The sequence below is a fragment of the Lentzea sp. NPDC042327 genome, assembly GCF_040647275.1.
GTDB lineage: Bacteria > Actinomycetota > Actinomycetes > Mycobacteriales > Pseudonocardiaceae > Lentzea.
Genome location: NZ_JBEZBX010000009.1, coordinates 159,676 through 174,779 on the forward strand (window position 1 = coordinate 159,676; position 15,104 = coordinate 174,779).

Sequence of the window (15,104 nt, forward strand, 5' to 3'; positions counted from 1 at the left end):
CAATCTGACGATAACCCTATGCTCGCTGTCGTGTACACGCCAAGTGATTTCCCTCCCTTCGCCGTCACGGTCGACCTGGTGGTGCTGACCGTGCGGTCGGACGCGCTGTGCGCCCTGCTGGTGCGGCGGGGAGAGGCGCCGTTCCGGGGGCGGTGGGCGTTGCCGGGCGGGTTCGTGCGCGTGGCGGAGTCGGTGGACGCGGCGGCCGCGCGGGAGCTGCGGGAGGAGACCGGGGTGTCCGGGCTGCACCTGGAGCAGCTCGCGACCTACGGGGAACCCCGGCGAGATCCGCGGATGCGGGTGGTGTCCGTCGCCTACCTGGCACTCGCACCGGACCTGCCGGTGCCCGTCGCGGGAACGGACGCCGCCGCCGCGTCCTGGGTGCCGGTGGCGGAGGTGTCGTCGCTGGCGTTCGACCACGCGCGGATCTTGGGCGACGGGGTGGAACGGGCGCGGGCCAAGCTGGAGTACACGCCGCTGGGGACCGCGTTCTGCCCGGCCGAGTTCACGGTCGCCGAGCTGCGGCGGGTGTACGAGATCGTGTGGGGGGTGACGTTGGACCCGCGGAACTTCCACCGGAAGGTGACCGGGGTCCAGGGGATGCTGGAGGCGACGGGGGAGAGCACCGGGCGGGACGGGGGGAGGCCTGCGGCGTTGTTCCGGCGTGGGGTGGCGGAGGTGTTGTACCCGCCGTTGGTGCGGGGGTGAGCCGCGTCTTCGGCCGGGGGAACGGCTCGGCCTCCGCCCCCGGCTCAGAGGCGGACCGAGGTGCCCGTCGCCGCCGACTGCTTCGCGGCCTCGATGACCTCCAGGCCCGTCACGGCGTCGAGCGGCGACACGGGAGCGGTGCCGGCTGCGACGGCCGCGTAGAAGTCCTGGTACGCGCCGGGTTCCGTGCGGTGCGGGGTGCCGCCGAGCGTGCCCCACGCGGACTCCGGTTCCTCGCCCCAGCCGGGGCCGCCGGGGGTCTCGCCCGCCTTCAGGCGGTCCTCCTGGGGGTCCATGCCGTGCTTCACGTACGCGGCGTCGTGGCCGAGGACGCGGAAGCGCGGGCCGAGGTCCGCGGCGAGTGCGCTCATCCAGAGGTGCGAGTGGACGCCGCCCTCGTGGGTCAGTGCGAGGAACACGTCGTCGTCGGTGCGCGCGCCGGGGCGGACGGTCGCGATCTCCGCGTGGACCGAGGACGGGCGGCCGAACAGGGCCACGGACTGGTCGATCAGGTGGGTGCCCAGGTCGAAGAGGATGGAGCCGAGGTCGGCGGGGTCGCCGGACTCCTTCCAGGACGACTTGACCTCCGGGCGGTAGCGCTCGAAGCGCGACTCGAAGCGGTGCACCTTGCCGAGGGCGTCGGTGGCCAGCAGGGACTGGACGGTGCGGAAGTCGCCGTCCCAGCGGCGGTTGTGGAACGGGACCAGCAGCAGGCCGCGGGCCGCCGCGATGGAGGCCAGGGCGCGGGCCTCTGCCGCCGAGGCGGCGAAGGGCTTGTCGACGACCACGTTCAGGCCGTGGTCGAGGACCTGGCGGGCGTGGGTCGCGTGGAAGCGGTTCGGGGTGGTGATGACGACCAGGTCGAAGCCGCCGGACCACACCTCGTCGAGGGAGGACAGCACGCGGGTGGAGGGGTAGCGGGAGCGCACCTCGGACTGGCGGCGGGGGTTGGCGGTGACCACGGCCGAGAGCTCGAGACCGGGGGTCGTCGAGATGAACGGGGCGTGGAAGGCGGCCCCACCGAGTCCGTAGCCGACCAGAGCTGTGCGCATGTGATCAGAGTAAGCGGTCCCACCTGGTGGACGGGGTGTCCCTGCGGCTGTTCGGCCCCCTACGGTTTGCAACCATGACCGTGCTGCTCGTGAGCCGACGCCACGTGGACTACGTGCGCGTCACCAGCATGGCCTGTCGCAGCTCCCGTTGATCCCGACCCCCGTCAACACTCTTTCGGAGCACAGCCATGTCCTGGTCCTTTGAGACGACGCAGATCCACGCGGGCGCAGCGCCCGACCCGGCGACCGGTGCGCGCGCCACGCCGATCTACCAGACCACCTCCTACGTCTTCCGGGACACGCAGCACGGGGCGGACCTGTTCGCACTCGCTGAGCCCGGCAACATCTACACGCGCATCAACAACCCCACGCAGGACGTGCTGGAGCAGCGCGTCGCCGCGCTCGAAGGCGGGGTCGCGGCCGTCGCGTTCGCCTCGGGGCAGGCCGCGGAGACCGCCGCCATCCTCAACCTCGCCAAGGCCGGCGACCACCTCGTGTCCAGCGCGTCGCTCTACGGCGGCACGTACAACCTGTTCCGCTACACGCTGCCCAAGCTGGGCATCGAGGTGTCGTTCGTGCAGGACCCGGACGACCTCGACGAGTGGCGGGCGAAGGTCCAGCCGAACACCAAGCTGCTGTTCGGCGAGTCGCTGGCCAACCCGCGCAGCCACGTGCTCGACATCGAGGGCGTCGCCGCGGTCGCGCACGAGAACGGCATCCCGCTCGTCGTCGACAACACCGTGCCCACGCCGTACCTGCTCAAGCCGCTGGAGCACGGCGCCGACATCGTCGTCCACTCCGCGACCAAGTACCTCGGCGGGCACGGCACGGCCATCGCCGGCGTCGTGGTCGACGGCGGGAAGTTCGAGTACGGGCCGGAGAAGTTCCCCGACTTCCACGAGCCGGACCCCAGCTACCACGGTCTGCGGTACTGGCCGGCGCTCGGGCACGGCGCGTTCGCGGCGAAGCTGCGGGTGCAGGGGCTGCGCGACACCGGGGCGGCCATCGCCCCGCTGACGAGCTTCCTGGTGATCCAGGGCATCGAGACGCTGTCGCTGCGGGTCGAGCGGCACGTCCAGAACGCGCAAGCGCTTGCCGAGTGGCTGGAGGGGCGCGACGAGGTGGCGAAGGTCCACTACGCGGGCCTGCCGTCGTCGCCGTTCCACGCCAACGCGCAGAAGTACCTGCCCGGGGGTGCCGGCGCGGTGGTGAGCTTCGAGCTGCGCGGCGGCGTCGAGGCGGGCCGGGCGTTCGTGGACGGGACGTCGTTGTTCAGCCAGCTGGTCAACATCGGTGACGTGCGGTCGCTGATCGTGCACCCGGCCTCCACGACGCACAGCCAGCTCACGCCGGAGGAGCAGCTCGTCGCGGGCGTCACGCCGGGGCTGGTGCGGCTGAGCGTCGGACTGGAGGGCCTGGAGGACCTCAAGGCCGACCTGGAGGCGGGCTTCACCGCGGCGAAGTCCGAGTTGTAGTGGGCGGCTGGCGCTTCGGCGACCCGAACGGGCGGCGGAAGTGGTTCAGCCACACCGAACCGTTCGCCGGGTTGCCGGGTTTCCAGCTCGCGTACGAGACGTGGGGGACCTTGAACGCGGAGGCCTCCAACGCGGTGCTCGTGCTCCACGCCCTCACCGGTGACAGCCACGTCGCCGGGGGCGTGGAGCCGGGTCACCCCACGCCGGGCTGGTGGGACGCGCTCGTCGGTCCCGGGCCGCTGGACGGGTGCTTCGTGGTGGCGCCCAACGTGCTCGGCGGGTGCCAGGGCAGCACCGGGCCGTGGCAGCACCCGGTGTTCCCCTCGCTCACCATCCGCGACCAGGTCGCGGCGGAGGTGCTCCTGGCCGACGACCTGGGCATCGAGCGGTGGGCCGCGGTGCTCGGCGGGTCGATGGGCGGCATGCGGGCGGTCGAGTGGGCCGTGAGCGAGCCGGAGCGGGTGGAGTCGCTGCTCCTGCTGGCCACGACGGCGGCCGCGTCCGCGGAGCAGATCGCGCTCGCGTCGGCGCAGCTGCACGCGATCAGGGCCGACCCGCTGGAAGGTCTCGGTGTGGCACGGCGGATCGCGCACATCAGCTACCGCAGCGAGCAGGAGCTGCAGGCGCGGTTCGGCCGGCAGGTGCAGGAGGACGGCCGGTTCGAGGTCGAGTCCTATTTGGACCACCACGCGGCCAAGCTCGCCCGGCGGTTCGACGCCGCCAGCTACGTCACGCTCACCGAGGCGATGAACTCGCACGACGTGGGCCGCGACCGCGGTGGTGTGCGGGCCGCGCTGCGCAGGGTGACGGCGCGGACGCTGGTGGCCGGAGTGGACTCCGACCGGCTGTACCCGTTGGGGCAGCAGCAGGAGCTGGCGGCGGGCATCCCCGGCGCCGACGACCTGCGGGTGATCACCTCGCCGTACGGGCACGACGCGTTCCTGATCGAGAGCGAGCAGGTCGGGGCGCTGGTCAGCGAGCTGCTGCCCGCGCACTCAGGTAGTCGTTGAGCCGCGCGGAGGCGGCGAGCACCGCCAGCCCCCGCGCGGTCAGCCTGCGCCGCCAGTCGGCCAGCGCGGCGGTCAGCGTCTCGGTGCCGCCCGCCGTGCGGACCTGCTGCACCACCACCGCGATCCGCGCCAGCGGGTAGCCGCCGCGGCGCAGCAGGTGCGCCAGCTCGGCGTCGCGGACGTCGGCGGCGGAGAACACCCGGTAGCCGGTCGCCGCGCGTTCGGGCGCGAGGACACCCGCCTCCTCCCACGCCCGCAGCGTCGCCGGGGTGACGCCGAGCCGGCGCGCGAGCTCGCCGATCGAGTGCGGCACCACGACCGGTTCCACCTCGGTCAGGTCGGCGACCGCGCGGCTCACCGAGTCGAGCGTCTCGCGGTCGCGCAGCAGCCGGTGGTGGCCGCGGTCGATGGTCACCAGCATGTCTTCGACGGACCCGGCGTGCACCGCGTTCATGATCTGCCCCGCCACCGCGTGCCCGAACGCGGGTATCAGCGCGATGAACGCCCTCAACGCCGACGCGTGCACCTCGGTGTAGACGCGGTAACCGGACTCGGTGCGGTCGGCGGCCGGGATGAACCCGTCCCGCTCGTAGTTGCGCACCGCCTGCGTCGACAGGCCGTGTTCACGTGCTAGGTCGGCTGGACGCACGGTTGAGACTTTAACGCCTGCCTACAGCGACTATGGCGGAAAAGTCTCAACGGAGGTTTCAAAGATACGATTGAGCCACATGAGCCAGGACATCCGCGAGTTCCTCCACCCCTTCACCGAGCTCCTCGCCTTCGGCGAACCGACCCACCTCGAACACGCCCACACGTGGATCCGCAACGAGCTGTTCGAGCAGCTGGCCGCCGCGGGCTTCCGCTCGATCGCGCTGGAGACCTGCCGGGTCAGGGGCCTGCTGGTCGACGACTACGTCAAGGGCGGCCCCGGTGACCTCGACGCGGTGCTGGAGGAGGGCTTCAGCCACCGCTTCGGCCAGTGGCCCGCCAACCGCGAGCTGGTCGCCTGGATGCGCGAGTACAACCGGGACCGGCCGGCCGCCGAGCAGCTCGCGTTCCACGGCGCCGACTTCCAGACCGAGACCACCAGCGCGCCCAGCCCGCGCCCGTACCTCGAACACGCCCGCGACTACCTCGGCCTCGACGTCGACCTGAGCACCGACGACGAGAAGTGGAGCCGCGACGAGGCCGTCCTGGACGTGACGAAGTCACCCGGACAGTCCGAAGAGGCCGTCCGGTTCCGCGCGATCGGGCAGGAGATGCTTGCGCGGTTGCACGCCCGGCCGCGCGACGAGGGCTGGGAGCGGGCGGAGACCCACCTGAGCGCCGCGCTGAGCCTCCTGCGCTACCACCGGGAGTGCGCGGAGCCGAACCCGCTCGGCGTGCGCCTGAACCGCCTCTGCCAGCTGCGCGACGGCGTGATGGCCCGCAACCTGCTGGAGATCCGCCGGATCGAGGCGAGCCGCGGGCCGACGTTCGTGTTCATGCACAACGCCCACCTGCAACGCACGAACAGCTCGATGGAGATGGGCGGCGAGCGCATCGAGTGGTCCTCCGCCGGCGCGCTCGTCGCCCCGATCCTCGGCGACCAGTACACGGTCATCGCGGGCACCCTCGGCCGCAACGACAGCTTCGGGCTCGGTGAACCGGACGAAGGCACCTTCGAAGGGTCTCTGCAGGACCGTTTCACCACCTGGGGGCTCGCTGAGAAGCCGACCGGGACCGTGCGCACCGACACGAAGCTGGAGATGGGCTACTTCCCCGTCGACCAGCACCTGCTCGACGGGGTGGACGCCGTGCTGCACGTCAGGGCTGGTCGTCCAGTGACGCGGTGATCCAGGTCGCGACGGGCAGGTCGCGCGTCTCGCACTCGATCGCCAGCTTCAACGTCCACCGCAGGGCTTGCAGCACCACGGTCGCGAGCTCCTGCGGCTGGCCGTTGGCCAGGGCGATCTCGATCTGCTCGGAGGCCGCGTCCTGGTCGCCGTGCACCTCGGCCAGCAACGCGCGGATGGCCGTGCGGACCGGCGGGTCGGCGTCGTCGATCTGGACCTCACGGCCCTCCTCGTCGAAGACCTGCATCTTCACCGGTGTCGCGCCGCCGGAGCCGAGCGAACCGACCATCGAGCTGCACTCGGCGAACAGCAGCAGCACGAGCTCGCGGATCTCCTCGTTGCCCTCGGGCGACCCGCTGAGATAGCCGGTCACGAGGTCCACCGCCACAGCGTCCTCACCGGCCCTGGCAGCCGCCAGCGCCTCGCCGGCCACGGCGGTCAGCCGCGCCCAGCGATCCGGGTCCTGTGGTGGTCTCACAGGTACTGCCTACCGGCGGCCCAACACAATCGCAATGCCCCATCTTGATCAGAGTGCTACCGGGGTATGTCACTCCGCAGGTCAATGTGCGGATGAGGGCGTGCACCTAGTCTCGGGTGGTGTTCCGCACGTTGTACTGGACCCTGCTGGGCGTCGACCGCACCCGCGTGCTCGAACGGGCGCTGGGGCGGTTCCGCAAGCCGTTCCACGCCGCGCTGCTGGTCTACGCGCTGGTGTTCGCCATCGTCGGCTCCGCCCGGTTCGTCTCGCTGCAAGATCCGGACGGCTGGTGGCCGGCCCTGTTCGCGTCGGTGTTCCTGCCGTACGTGCTGCTGATCTGGTCGCCGCTCTACGCCTGGCGGGTGGCCGCCCTCGCGCTGTACCCGGTCGCCTCGCTGATCAGCTGGACCGGTGTCGCGGACTTCCAGTACTGGACCCTGCTGCCGCTGGTGGCGGGCGTGGCCGCGTTCTACTCGGGCGGGGTCACCCTGACCGCCACCGTGCTCACCATGGCGGTGGTCGGCTTCTCCGAGTCGCAGCACCACGACGCGATCATGGCCGTGCCGGTCATCACCGGCGTGATCTACCTGTTCGGCGCGCGCGGCCGGGTCGAGCGCGAGCTGGAGGAACAACGCGGCGAGAAGGCGGCGCTGGAGGAACGCGCGCGCATCGCGAGGGAGATGCACGACGTCGTGGCGCACCACATGTCGATGGTGGTCGTCCGGTGCGAGACCGCGCCCTACCGCCTGCCGGGGCTGAACGAGGCCGCGCAGAAGGAGTTCGAGGAGGTCGGGCAGGCCGCGCGGGAGGCCATCACCGACATGCAACGGCTGCTGGGCGTGCTCAGGGCGAACGGCGAGACGCCGGCGAAGGAGCCGCAGCCGGGCATCAGCCGCATCCCCGAGCTGGCACGGCCCGGTGACGAGGCCGAGGTCGACGTGGACGACGTGCCGGAGGCGGTCGGGCTGACCGCGTACCGGATCGTGCAGGAGGCGCTCACGAACGCGACCAGGCACGCGCCCGGTTCGAAGGCGTCCGTGCACGTCCACAAGAGAGATGGCCAGCTGGACGTGCTGGTGCGCAACACCGCGGGTGGACCGTCCAGGGGCGGTGGCAGCGGTCAGGGCCTGATAGGCATGCACGAGCGTGTGGCGGTGCATGGCGGCACGTTGACCGTGAAGTCGACCGAGGACGGCGGCTTCCTGGTGCGGGCGCGGATTCCGTTGGGGGACAAGTGATCAGGGTGGTCGTGGTGGACGACCAGGAGATGGTGCGCGAGGGGTTCTCGGCGCTGCTCGACGCTCAGGAGGACATCGAGGTGATCGGCTCGGCGGGCAACGGCGTGGAGGGCGTCGCGCTGGCCCGCCGCACGGAACCGGACGTCGTGCTGATGGACATCCGCATGCCCGAGATGGACGGTCTGCACGCCACCCGGCTCCTGATCGACGGCGGCAGCGAGTCCAAAGTGCTCGTGCTGACCACGTTCGACCTCGACGACTACGTGTACGAGGCGTTGCAGTCCGGTGCGAGCGGGTTCCTGCTCAAGCACGCGCCCGCCCGTGAGCTGCTGAACGCCGTGCGCGTCGTGGCCGCCGGTGAGGCGCTGCTGGCGCCCTCGATCACGAAACGCCTGATCGAGGACTTCGTGAAGGCCCGCCGCAGCGAACGCGTCCGGCCTGCGCAGCTCGCGGCGCTCACCGAGCGCGAGACCGAGATCCTCGTGCTGGTCGCGCAGGGCCTGTCCAACGCCGAGATCGCCGCGAACCTCGTGCTGGCCGAGCAGACGGTCAAGACGCACGTGAGCCGGGTGCTCACGAAACTCGGTCTGCGCGACCGGGCGCAGGCGGTCATCGCGGCCTACGAGAGCGGGCTCGTGGTACCGGGGTAGCACCGGAGAACAGCACGTCAGCGTGATGATCACGGGCGGGTCGCCTCCCTAGCTTTCCGGTCATGCGCCGAACCCTGCTGGTCCTCGTGCTGATCGTGCTGCCGTCCGTCGCGCCGTCGATGGGCGAGTGGCGCTCCGACGCCGCGCGCCGGGTCGCCGTCGTCGGCGACCTGAGCACCGCCCGCGACGTCGTGGTCATCGTTCCGGGGTCCGACGTGGACGTCGACCGGTTCGACCGGACCGTCGGCAAGAACGCCACCGACCTGTACGAGGCCGTGGGCCGCGACGACCTCGCGGTGATCGCCTGGCTCGGCTACGCGACGCCGCAGGGCCTCGGCGTGGACGCGGCGACCGGCCGGCTCGCCAGAGCGGGTGCGGCGGCACTCGTCGACTTCGTGCGCGCGTTGCAGACCAACGCGCGCATCCGCATCTTCGGCCACAGCTACGGCTCGGTGGTCGTCGCACTCGCGGCACCCGAGCTCGACGTCGCCGACATCGTGTTCAACGGCAGCCCCGGCGTGCGGGCGGCGTCGGTCGCCGACCTGCGGACGAAGGCCAAGGTGTGGGCGCTGCGCAACGCCGGTGACTGGGCGCGGTTCATCCCCGGCCTGCGGCTGTTCGACCTCGGGCACGGCACCGACCCGGTGTCGGCCCGCTTCGGCGCCACCGTGCTGCGGTTCCCCGGCGGCACCCACGCGAGCTACTACGAACCGGGCACCGACACGCTGGCCGCGCTGGCCCGCATCGCCGTGGGGGAGCAGCCGTGACCAGGAACGTCCTCGTGGGCACCGCGTTGTGCGCGGTCGTGGCGGGCCATTGGCTCACGACCACCCTGGTCGACACGCCGGCCGGGATGGTGCCGGGCCCGCAGCGGCCGTTCTGGTTCGGCCTGGTGCTGAACGCCTTGGTGCTGCCGGTGGTCGTGGCCGGTGCGGCCGTGCCGGTGCGGCGGCTGGTGGGGCAGGTGCTGGTGCTGCTCGGCTGCTGGGCGGCCGTCCTCTTCGGACTCGTGCTGCGCGGGGTCGACCAGGGCACCGCCTGCAACGTCGCCGTCCTGGTGGTGGAGCCGCTGTGGTTCGTCGGCGCCTACCTGGTCGTGAAACCGTTGCTGCGCAAGCAGGTTCCGCGTGATGACTGGCTGGGCCGCACCGCGCTCGGCGTCCTGCTGGTGCACCAGAGCGCGCTCGTCACGGTGTCGCTGGTGTTCAGCGCGTGGGGACCGCTGCCGGGACTGCAGCAGGAACCAGGTCCGGGCTGGGTGTGGCAGCGGCTGCTGTGGCTGCCGGTGTGCGCGGCCGTGACCTGGGGATGGCTGCGAGCACTGCGCACCCGATCGCCACGGCGTGCAGCACCACGACCTGCGGCGCCGGCTGCAACGCCAGCAGTGGTGGCACACACGCCAGTGCCGTGAGCAGCCACGGCAACCGGGTGTCGCAGCTGCCGGTGCGGGCGGTGTGGATCAGGTACCAGCCGAGCAGCAGGTGCAGGACGTTCTGCAGCGGGTCGACCGGCAGCAGCACCAGCACCCCGGCGCCGAGGAACCCGGCCACGACGAACCCGAGCACCCCGAGTGTCCCGAAGCTCACGCCCAGCGCCGTGGCGAGCCGGGTCCGGTGCGACTCGTGCGCGAGCCGCGGGAACCGGACCCCCTTGCGCTCGAACCGGTGGAACAGCAACGTCAGCGGCAGCAACAGCCCCGCGAACCAGCTCGGCGCCGCCGTGAGGCCGAGCAGTCCCACGACCGCGCCGACCCCGGCCAGGTACGCCAGGTAGACGGTCATCGGCGCCCGCCGCGCGAAGCTCACGACGTGCCAGGCCCGGCCCTCGAGCCACGCCGACACGTGCCCGCGGGCCAGCAGCGCGAGGCAGACCTGCGCGACCCCGAGCACCAGCGTCGACCGCGGGTAGTCGCTGAAGAACACCAGCGCCGGCAGGGTGACCGCGCCCAGCGCCGCGAGCACCTTGCGCGGGATGCGCTGCACCGTGCCGTCGGCGTAGAAGAACCCGGCCTGCTGCATCAGCAGCGCGCCGACGACCAGGTTCGCGTACCCGCCGGTCCGCCAGTCCGTGGACGTGCGCGCGACCTCGACCGCCAGCGTGAGCAGCGCGAGGACGACCGGCGTGGCGCGGCGGTGGTGGCGGTGCAGCCAGGCCGCGGCCGGTGTCGCCGCCACCGCGAGCAGGTAGACCCCGAGGAACCACAACGGGTGCGTGATCAGCCGGCTGTACGCGTCGACCCGGACGTCCAGCAGGTTCAGCGCGGTGAACAGCACCACCCACAGCAGCACGAACCCGAGCACCGGCCGCAGCAGCCACGACGTCCGGCTCGACACCCAGCACCCGAACCCGCCCTGGTGGGCCTGCCAGCTGCGCAGGTTCGCGTGCCCGCCCGCGAAGAAGAACAACGGCACCGCCTGCAACGCCCACAGCCACGACGTGCCGGAACCGCGCAGATGTGCCACCGTGGCAACGGTTTCGCCGAGCACCAGCAACGCGAGGCTGAACAACCGCAGGAACGTCGCGTACCGGTCCTGCTCGACGCGGGTGGTGACCGCGACCTCCTCGCGGCGTGGCCGGTGCAGCCGGGCCAGCAGCAGGAACACCACGACCGCGCTGCCGAACGCCCACGCCACGACCGGTTCGTGCCCCGGTGGTCCCCAGCGCTGCCGCCACGAGTTGAACTGCAGCCCCAGCGCGTAGGTCTCGGCGACCGCGTGGCAGGTGTGCCGGGCCCCGCGCGGGTTCAGCTCGCACTGCAGGTGCAGGTCCGCCGCGAGCCGGTCGTCGAGCCCCCTGCGGGCCTGCGGTCCCAGCGCGTGGCCCTTGCGTTCGGCGTACCGCAGCAGGTCGTAGCCCATGTCGTGCGCACGGCAGGCGACGCTGAAGTCCCACTCCGTGTCACCGGCCGGCCCGGAGCACCCGCCGGCGACGTCGACCACGCGCAACGTCCCGTCCGGCGCCCGCACGGTCTTGGGGTCGCGCACGATCTCCGCCGCGAAGTCGGCGGGCAGGTCGAGCTGCGGGTCGTGGGTCGCCGACGGCGTGGTGAACGCCTGCACCGCCTTGGCCGCCGCCAGCACGTCACCGCTGGGTGTGCCGTTGTCGCCGGTCGCGGGGCGTGACGCGACCACCCCCACGACGAACACGGCGAGGGTGATCACCGTGAACCGGAACCAGACCGGAAGGCGGAGGAGGAGCTGACGGGCACCCATGGTCGCGCCAGGTTACGGAACGGTCTCGGCTGATCGCCAGTCCGCCACCCACCGACAACTAGCCGTCTTCACCCACACGTGCCCCACCAGCCTCACTTTTGCGCACGCGGGGAGCTTTCGTACTCCAGGAAAGGACGAAAGGCCCCCGCGTGCGGAAAGCAAGGGGGTGGGGGTGACTCTCGGTAAGGGGTCAGGAGGAGACCGCGGCTGGGGTGAGCGAGGCGAGGGCCATGCGCGTCAGCAGGGCCGCCATCTGGTCGCGGTCGAGGTGAGCGCTGTGCGGCGTCGAGTTGATCAGCCCGAACACCGCGTGCGCCGCGGCTCGCGCGGTCGGTTCGTCGAACTCCGGCACGGTTCGGCGGATCGTCTCCACCCACACCTCGACGTAGCGGCGCTGCAGGGCGCGCACCCGCCGGCGGTCCGGGTCGGTGAGGTTGGCGAGGTTGCGCATCTGCACGGTGATGAGCGCCGGGTCGTCGAGCGCGAAGTCGACGTGCCAGCCGACCAGCTCGCGCAACGCCTCGTCGGCGTCCGACGCCGCGTCGACCCGCGACTGACCGCCGTCGAGCAGGCGTTCCGAGATCGACGTCAGCATCTCGCCGAGCATCGCGTCCTTGCTGCGGAAGTGCCGGTACAGCGCGGGCCCGGAGATGCCGACCGCCGCGCCGATGTCGTCGATGCCCACGCCGTGGAAGCCGTGCCGCGCGAACAGTTCCGCGGCGGCGGTGAGGATCTGGTCCCGACGTGAGGGTTTCTCGGCCACGCCGGAAGGTTAGCAGTCGTTCACTTTCAGTCTGATGGGTGAAATTTTCGCAGCCGCAAGCCCCAGTCGTTGACTATTGACCAATGCTTCACACGGGTCTTACTCGTAAGTGACCATGGCCGTGCACTGCATCACACCCCTGCGGCCCCTTCGGGAGTCTTCGATGCGTCCTGCTCACCTCATCGCCTCGGTGGTCACCGCCGCCGCGGCAGTCATCGCGCTCGCGAACCCCGCGAGCGCCGCCGCCGTCAACTACGTGGCGCTCGGCGACTCCTACGCCTCCGGCCTCGGCACCGGCAGCTACGACGGCACGAGCGGCAGCTGCAAGCGCGGCCCGCTCGCCTACCCGGCACTGTGGGCCGCGGCGACAGCACCGGCGTCGTTCCGCTCGGTGGCCTGCTCCGGCGCCCGGACGGGCGACGTCATCACCCAGGCGGCGGCCGTCACCTCGGCCACCAACCTGGTCACCGTGCAGGTCGGCGGCAACGACGCCGGCTTCACCGACGTCATCACCACCTGCACGTTCGGCTCCGACAACGACTGCATCAACCGGGTGAACACGGCCAAGGCCTACGCCGCGAACACGCTTCCCGGCCTGCTCACCAACGTCTACGGCACCATCCGCTCGAAGTCCCCGTCCGCGCGCGTCGTCGTCCTCGGCTACCCGCGCATGTACAAGGTGCCCGGCACCTGCAACGTCGGCCTGAGCGACACCAAGCGCGCCGCCATCAACTCCGGTTCCGACGCGCTGCACGCGACGATCAGCGCACGGGCCGCCGCGGCCGGGTTCAGCTACGTCGACGTGCGCGGGGCGTTCACCGGGCACGAGATCTGCTCGTCGAGCTGGTGGCTCAACAGCCTGAGCTGGCCGGTCGAGGAGTCCTACCACCCGAACCGGGCCGGTCACGCGAGCGGCTACCTGCCCGCTCTGCGGTCGGTCATCGGCTGACGGAGTTCCGGTGCGTGGGAGTGTCGTAAGAGCACCTTGACCTGCGACCTGGGTGCTCTCGAGCGGCACTGGTGGACCGCCAGGTGAGCGGGCGTTAACATGGCCTTGTTAACGCCCGCTAACCTGAGGTCTGGGGAGCATGGACGCACCGGTCCTGCGCAGCGCAGCCGAGCCATCGGACCGCTACGCCAAGGAGCACACCGCGCTCGTCGAGGAGCTGCGGAGCAAGCTGGCCACCGCCGCGCGAGGCGGGCCCGAGAAGGCGCGGCAGCGCCACGTCGACCGCGGCAAGCTGTTGCCGCGCGAGCGCGTGGACACGCTGGTCGACCCCGGCTCGCCGTTCCTGGAGCTGTCGCCGCTGGCCGCGAACGGCATGTACGGCGACGAGGCCCCGGCCGCGGGCATCATCACCGGCGTCGGGCGGGTGTCCGGGCGCGAGTGCGTGATCGTCGCCAACGACGCCACGGTCAAGGGCGGCACCTACTACCCGGTCACGGTCAAGAAGCACCTGCGCGCGCAGGAAGTCGCGCTGCAGAACAACCTGCCGTGCATCTACCTGGTCGACTCCGGCGGCGCGTTCCTGCCGAAGCAGGACGACGTGTTCCCCGACCGCGAGCACTTCGGCCGCATCTTCTACAACCAGGCCACGATGTCCGCGAAGGGCATCCCGCAGATCGCCGCGGTCCTGGGCTCGTGCACCGCCGGCGGCGCGTACGTGCCGGCGATGTCCGACGAGGCGGTCATCGTCCGCAACCAGGGCACGATCTTCCTCGGTGGCCCGCCGCTGGTGAAGGCCGCGACCGGTGAGGTCGTGAGCGCCGAGGACCTCGGCGGCGGCGACCTGCACTCGCGCACGTCCGGCGTCACCGACCACCTGGCCGAGAACGACGCGCACGCGCTGCGGATGGTCCGCTCGATCATCTCCACGCTCGGCCCGCGCGCCCGACGGCCCTGGGACGTCGCCCAGGTCGAAGCGCCGAAGGTCAACCCGGACGACCTGTACGGCGTCGTGCCGACCGACTCCCGGACGCCCTACGACGTGCGCGAGGTGATCGCGCGGATCGTCGACGGGTCGAAGTTCCAGGAGTTCAAGAAGGAGTACGGCGCCACGCTCGTCACCGGGTTCGCGCGCATCCACGGCCACCCGGTCGGCATCGTCGCGAACAACGGCATCCTGTTCGGCGAGTCCGCCGTCAAGGGCGCGCACTTCATCCAGCTGTGCGACAAGCGGTCCATCCCGCTGGTGTTCCTGCAGAACATCACCGGGTTCATGGTCGGCCGCGAGTACGAGGCCGGCGGCATCGCCAAGCACGGCGCCAAGATGGTGACCGCGGTGGCGTGCGCGCGGGTCCCGAAGTTCACCGTGATCATCGGTGGCTCGTTCGGCGCCGGCAACTACTCGATGTGCGGCCGGGCGTACTCGCCGCGGTTCCTGTGGATGTGGCCGAACGCGCGGATCTCCGTGATGGGCGGTGAACAGGCGGCCTCGGTGCTCGCGACCGTCCGGCGCGACCAGCTCGGTGACGAGTGGTCCGCCGAGGACGAGGAGGCGTTCAAGGCGCCGATCCGCCAGCAGTACGAGGACCAGGGCAACCCGTACTACTCGACCGCGCGGCTGTGGGACGACGGCGTGATCGACCCGCGGGACACCCGCACGGTGCTCGGCCTCGCGTTGTCCAGCGCGGCCAACGCCCCCATCGACGATGTTTCCTACGGCGTCTTCCGGATGTGATC

At 71.3% G+C, this 15,104-nt stretch carries 14 protein-coding genes; 9 read left to right on the forward strand and 5 right to left on the reverse strand.

Going from position 1 to position 15,104, the window contains the following annotated elements:
- Positions 1-18: 18 nt before the first annotated feature.
- Positions 19-708: an NUDIX domain-containing protein gene (locus AB0A63_RS23885; protein ID WP_360395260.1), complete on the forward strand. Its 690-nt coding sequence runs from the start codon at positions 19-21 to the stop codon at positions 706-708.
- 44 nt (positions 709-752) lie between these two features.
- Here AB0A63_RS23885 and AB0A63_RS23890 read toward each other — a convergent pair whose 3' ends face one another.
- Positions 753-1,760: a Gfo/Idh/MocA family oxidoreductase gene (locus AB0A63_RS23890; RefSeq protein WP_360395261.1), complete on the reverse strand. Its 1,008-nt coding sequence runs from the start codon at positions 1,758-1,760 to the stop codon at positions 753-755.
- Positions 1,761-1,948: 188 nt separating this feature from the next.
- Here AB0A63_RS23890 and AB0A63_RS23895 point away from each other — a divergent pair, with 188 nt between their 5' ends.
- Complete coding sequence (locus AB0A63_RS23895; RefSeq protein WP_360395262.1) at positions 1,949-3,235, forward strand: bifunctional o-acetylhomoserine/o-acetylserine sulfhydrylase; 1,287 nt, start codon at positions 1,949-1,951, stop codon at positions 3,233-3,235.
- Positions 3,235-4,245: a homoserine O-acetyltransferase gene (locus AB0A63_RS23900; RefSeq protein ID WP_360395264.1), complete on the forward strand. Its 1,011-nt coding sequence runs from the start codon at positions 3,235-3,237 to the stop codon at positions 4,243-4,245. The genes AB0A63_RS23895 and AB0A63_RS23900 overlap by 1 nt, the downstream gene beginning before the upstream one ends.
- On the opposite strand, the gene AB0A63_RS23905 is transcribed toward AB0A63_RS23900, so the two are convergent.
- The gene (locus AB0A63_RS23905) at positions 4,208-4,894 is read right to left on the reverse strand and encodes a TioE family transcriptional regulator (RefSeq protein WP_360395265.1); all 687 of its coding nucleotides are present in this window, start codon (positions 4,892-4,894) and stop codon (positions 4,208-4,210) included. The two genes, AB0A63_RS23900 and AB0A63_RS23905, sit on opposite strands and share 38 nt — an antisense overlap.
- A gap of 79 nt (positions 4,895-4,973) precedes the next feature.
- On the opposite strand from AB0A63_RS23905, the gene AB0A63_RS23910 reads away from it, so the two are divergent.
- Entirely contained in the window at positions 4,974-6,080 is a 1,107-nt protein-coding gene (locus AB0A63_RS23910; protein WP_360395267.1) for an erythromycin esterase family protein, read from the forward strand.
- Here AB0A63_RS23910 and AB0A63_RS23915 read toward each other — a convergent pair.
- Positions 6,052-6,558, reverse strand: coding sequence for a hypothetical protein (locus tag AB0A63_RS23915; RefSeq protein WP_360395269.1), 507 nt, complete (start codon positions 6,556-6,558; stop codon positions 6,052-6,054). The genes AB0A63_RS23910 and AB0A63_RS23915 overlap by 29 nt on opposite strands.
- Positions 6,559-6,677: 119 nt before the next feature.
- On the opposite strand from AB0A63_RS23915, the gene AB0A63_RS23920 reads away from it, so the two are divergent.
- From AB0A63_RS23920 to AB0A63_RS23930, 3 genes are all read left to right on the forward strand, one after another.
- Positions 6,678-7,796 (forward strand): histidine kinase, encoded by a 1,119-nt coding sequence (locus AB0A63_RS23920; RefSeq protein WP_360395270.1) that lies wholly within the window; start codon positions 6,678-6,680, stop codon positions 7,794-7,796.
- Entirely contained in the window at positions 7,793-8,446 is a 654-nt protein-coding gene (locus AB0A63_RS23925; RefSeq protein ID WP_360395272.1) for a response regulator transcription factor, read from the forward strand. The genes AB0A63_RS23920 and AB0A63_RS23925 overlap by 4 nt, the downstream gene beginning before the upstream one ends.
- A gap of 62 nt (positions 8,447-8,508) precedes the next feature.
- Entirely contained in the window at positions 8,509-9,213 is a 705-nt protein-coding gene (locus tag AB0A63_RS23930; protein ID WP_360395274.1) for an alpha/beta hydrolase, read from the forward strand.
- 438 nt (positions 9,214-9,651) lie between these two features.
- Here AB0A63_RS23930 and AB0A63_RS23935 read toward each other — a convergent pair whose 3' ends face one another.
- The gene (locus AB0A63_RS23935) at positions 9,652-11,658 is read right to left on the reverse strand and encodes a phospholipase A2 (protein ID WP_360395276.1); all 2,007 of its coding nucleotides are present in this window, start codon (positions 11,656-11,658) and stop codon (positions 9,652-9,654) included.
- 190 nt (positions 11,659-11,848) lie between these two features.
- Positions 11,849-12,421 (reverse strand): TetR/AcrR family transcriptional regulator, encoded by a 573-nt coding sequence (locus AB0A63_RS23940; protein WP_360395277.1) that lies wholly within the window; start codon positions 12,419-12,421, stop codon positions 11,849-11,851.
- A gap of 163 nt (positions 12,422-12,584) precedes the next feature.
- Between AB0A63_RS23940 and AB0A63_RS23945 the strand changes: the two genes are divergently transcribed.
- On the forward strand, positions 12,585-13,370 hold the full coding sequence (locus tag AB0A63_RS23945; RefSeq protein WP_360395279.1) for an SGNH/GDSL hydrolase family protein: 786 nt from the start codon (positions 12,585-12,587) through the stop codon (positions 13,368-13,370).
- 139 nt (positions 13,371-13,509) lie between these two features.
- Positions 13,510-15,102: a carboxyl transferase domain-containing protein gene (locus tag AB0A63_RS23950; protein WP_360395280.1), complete on the forward strand. Its 1,593-nt coding sequence runs from the start codon at positions 13,510-13,512 to the stop codon at positions 15,100-15,102.
- The last annotated feature ends 2 nt before the right edge of the window (positions 15,103-15,104 follow it).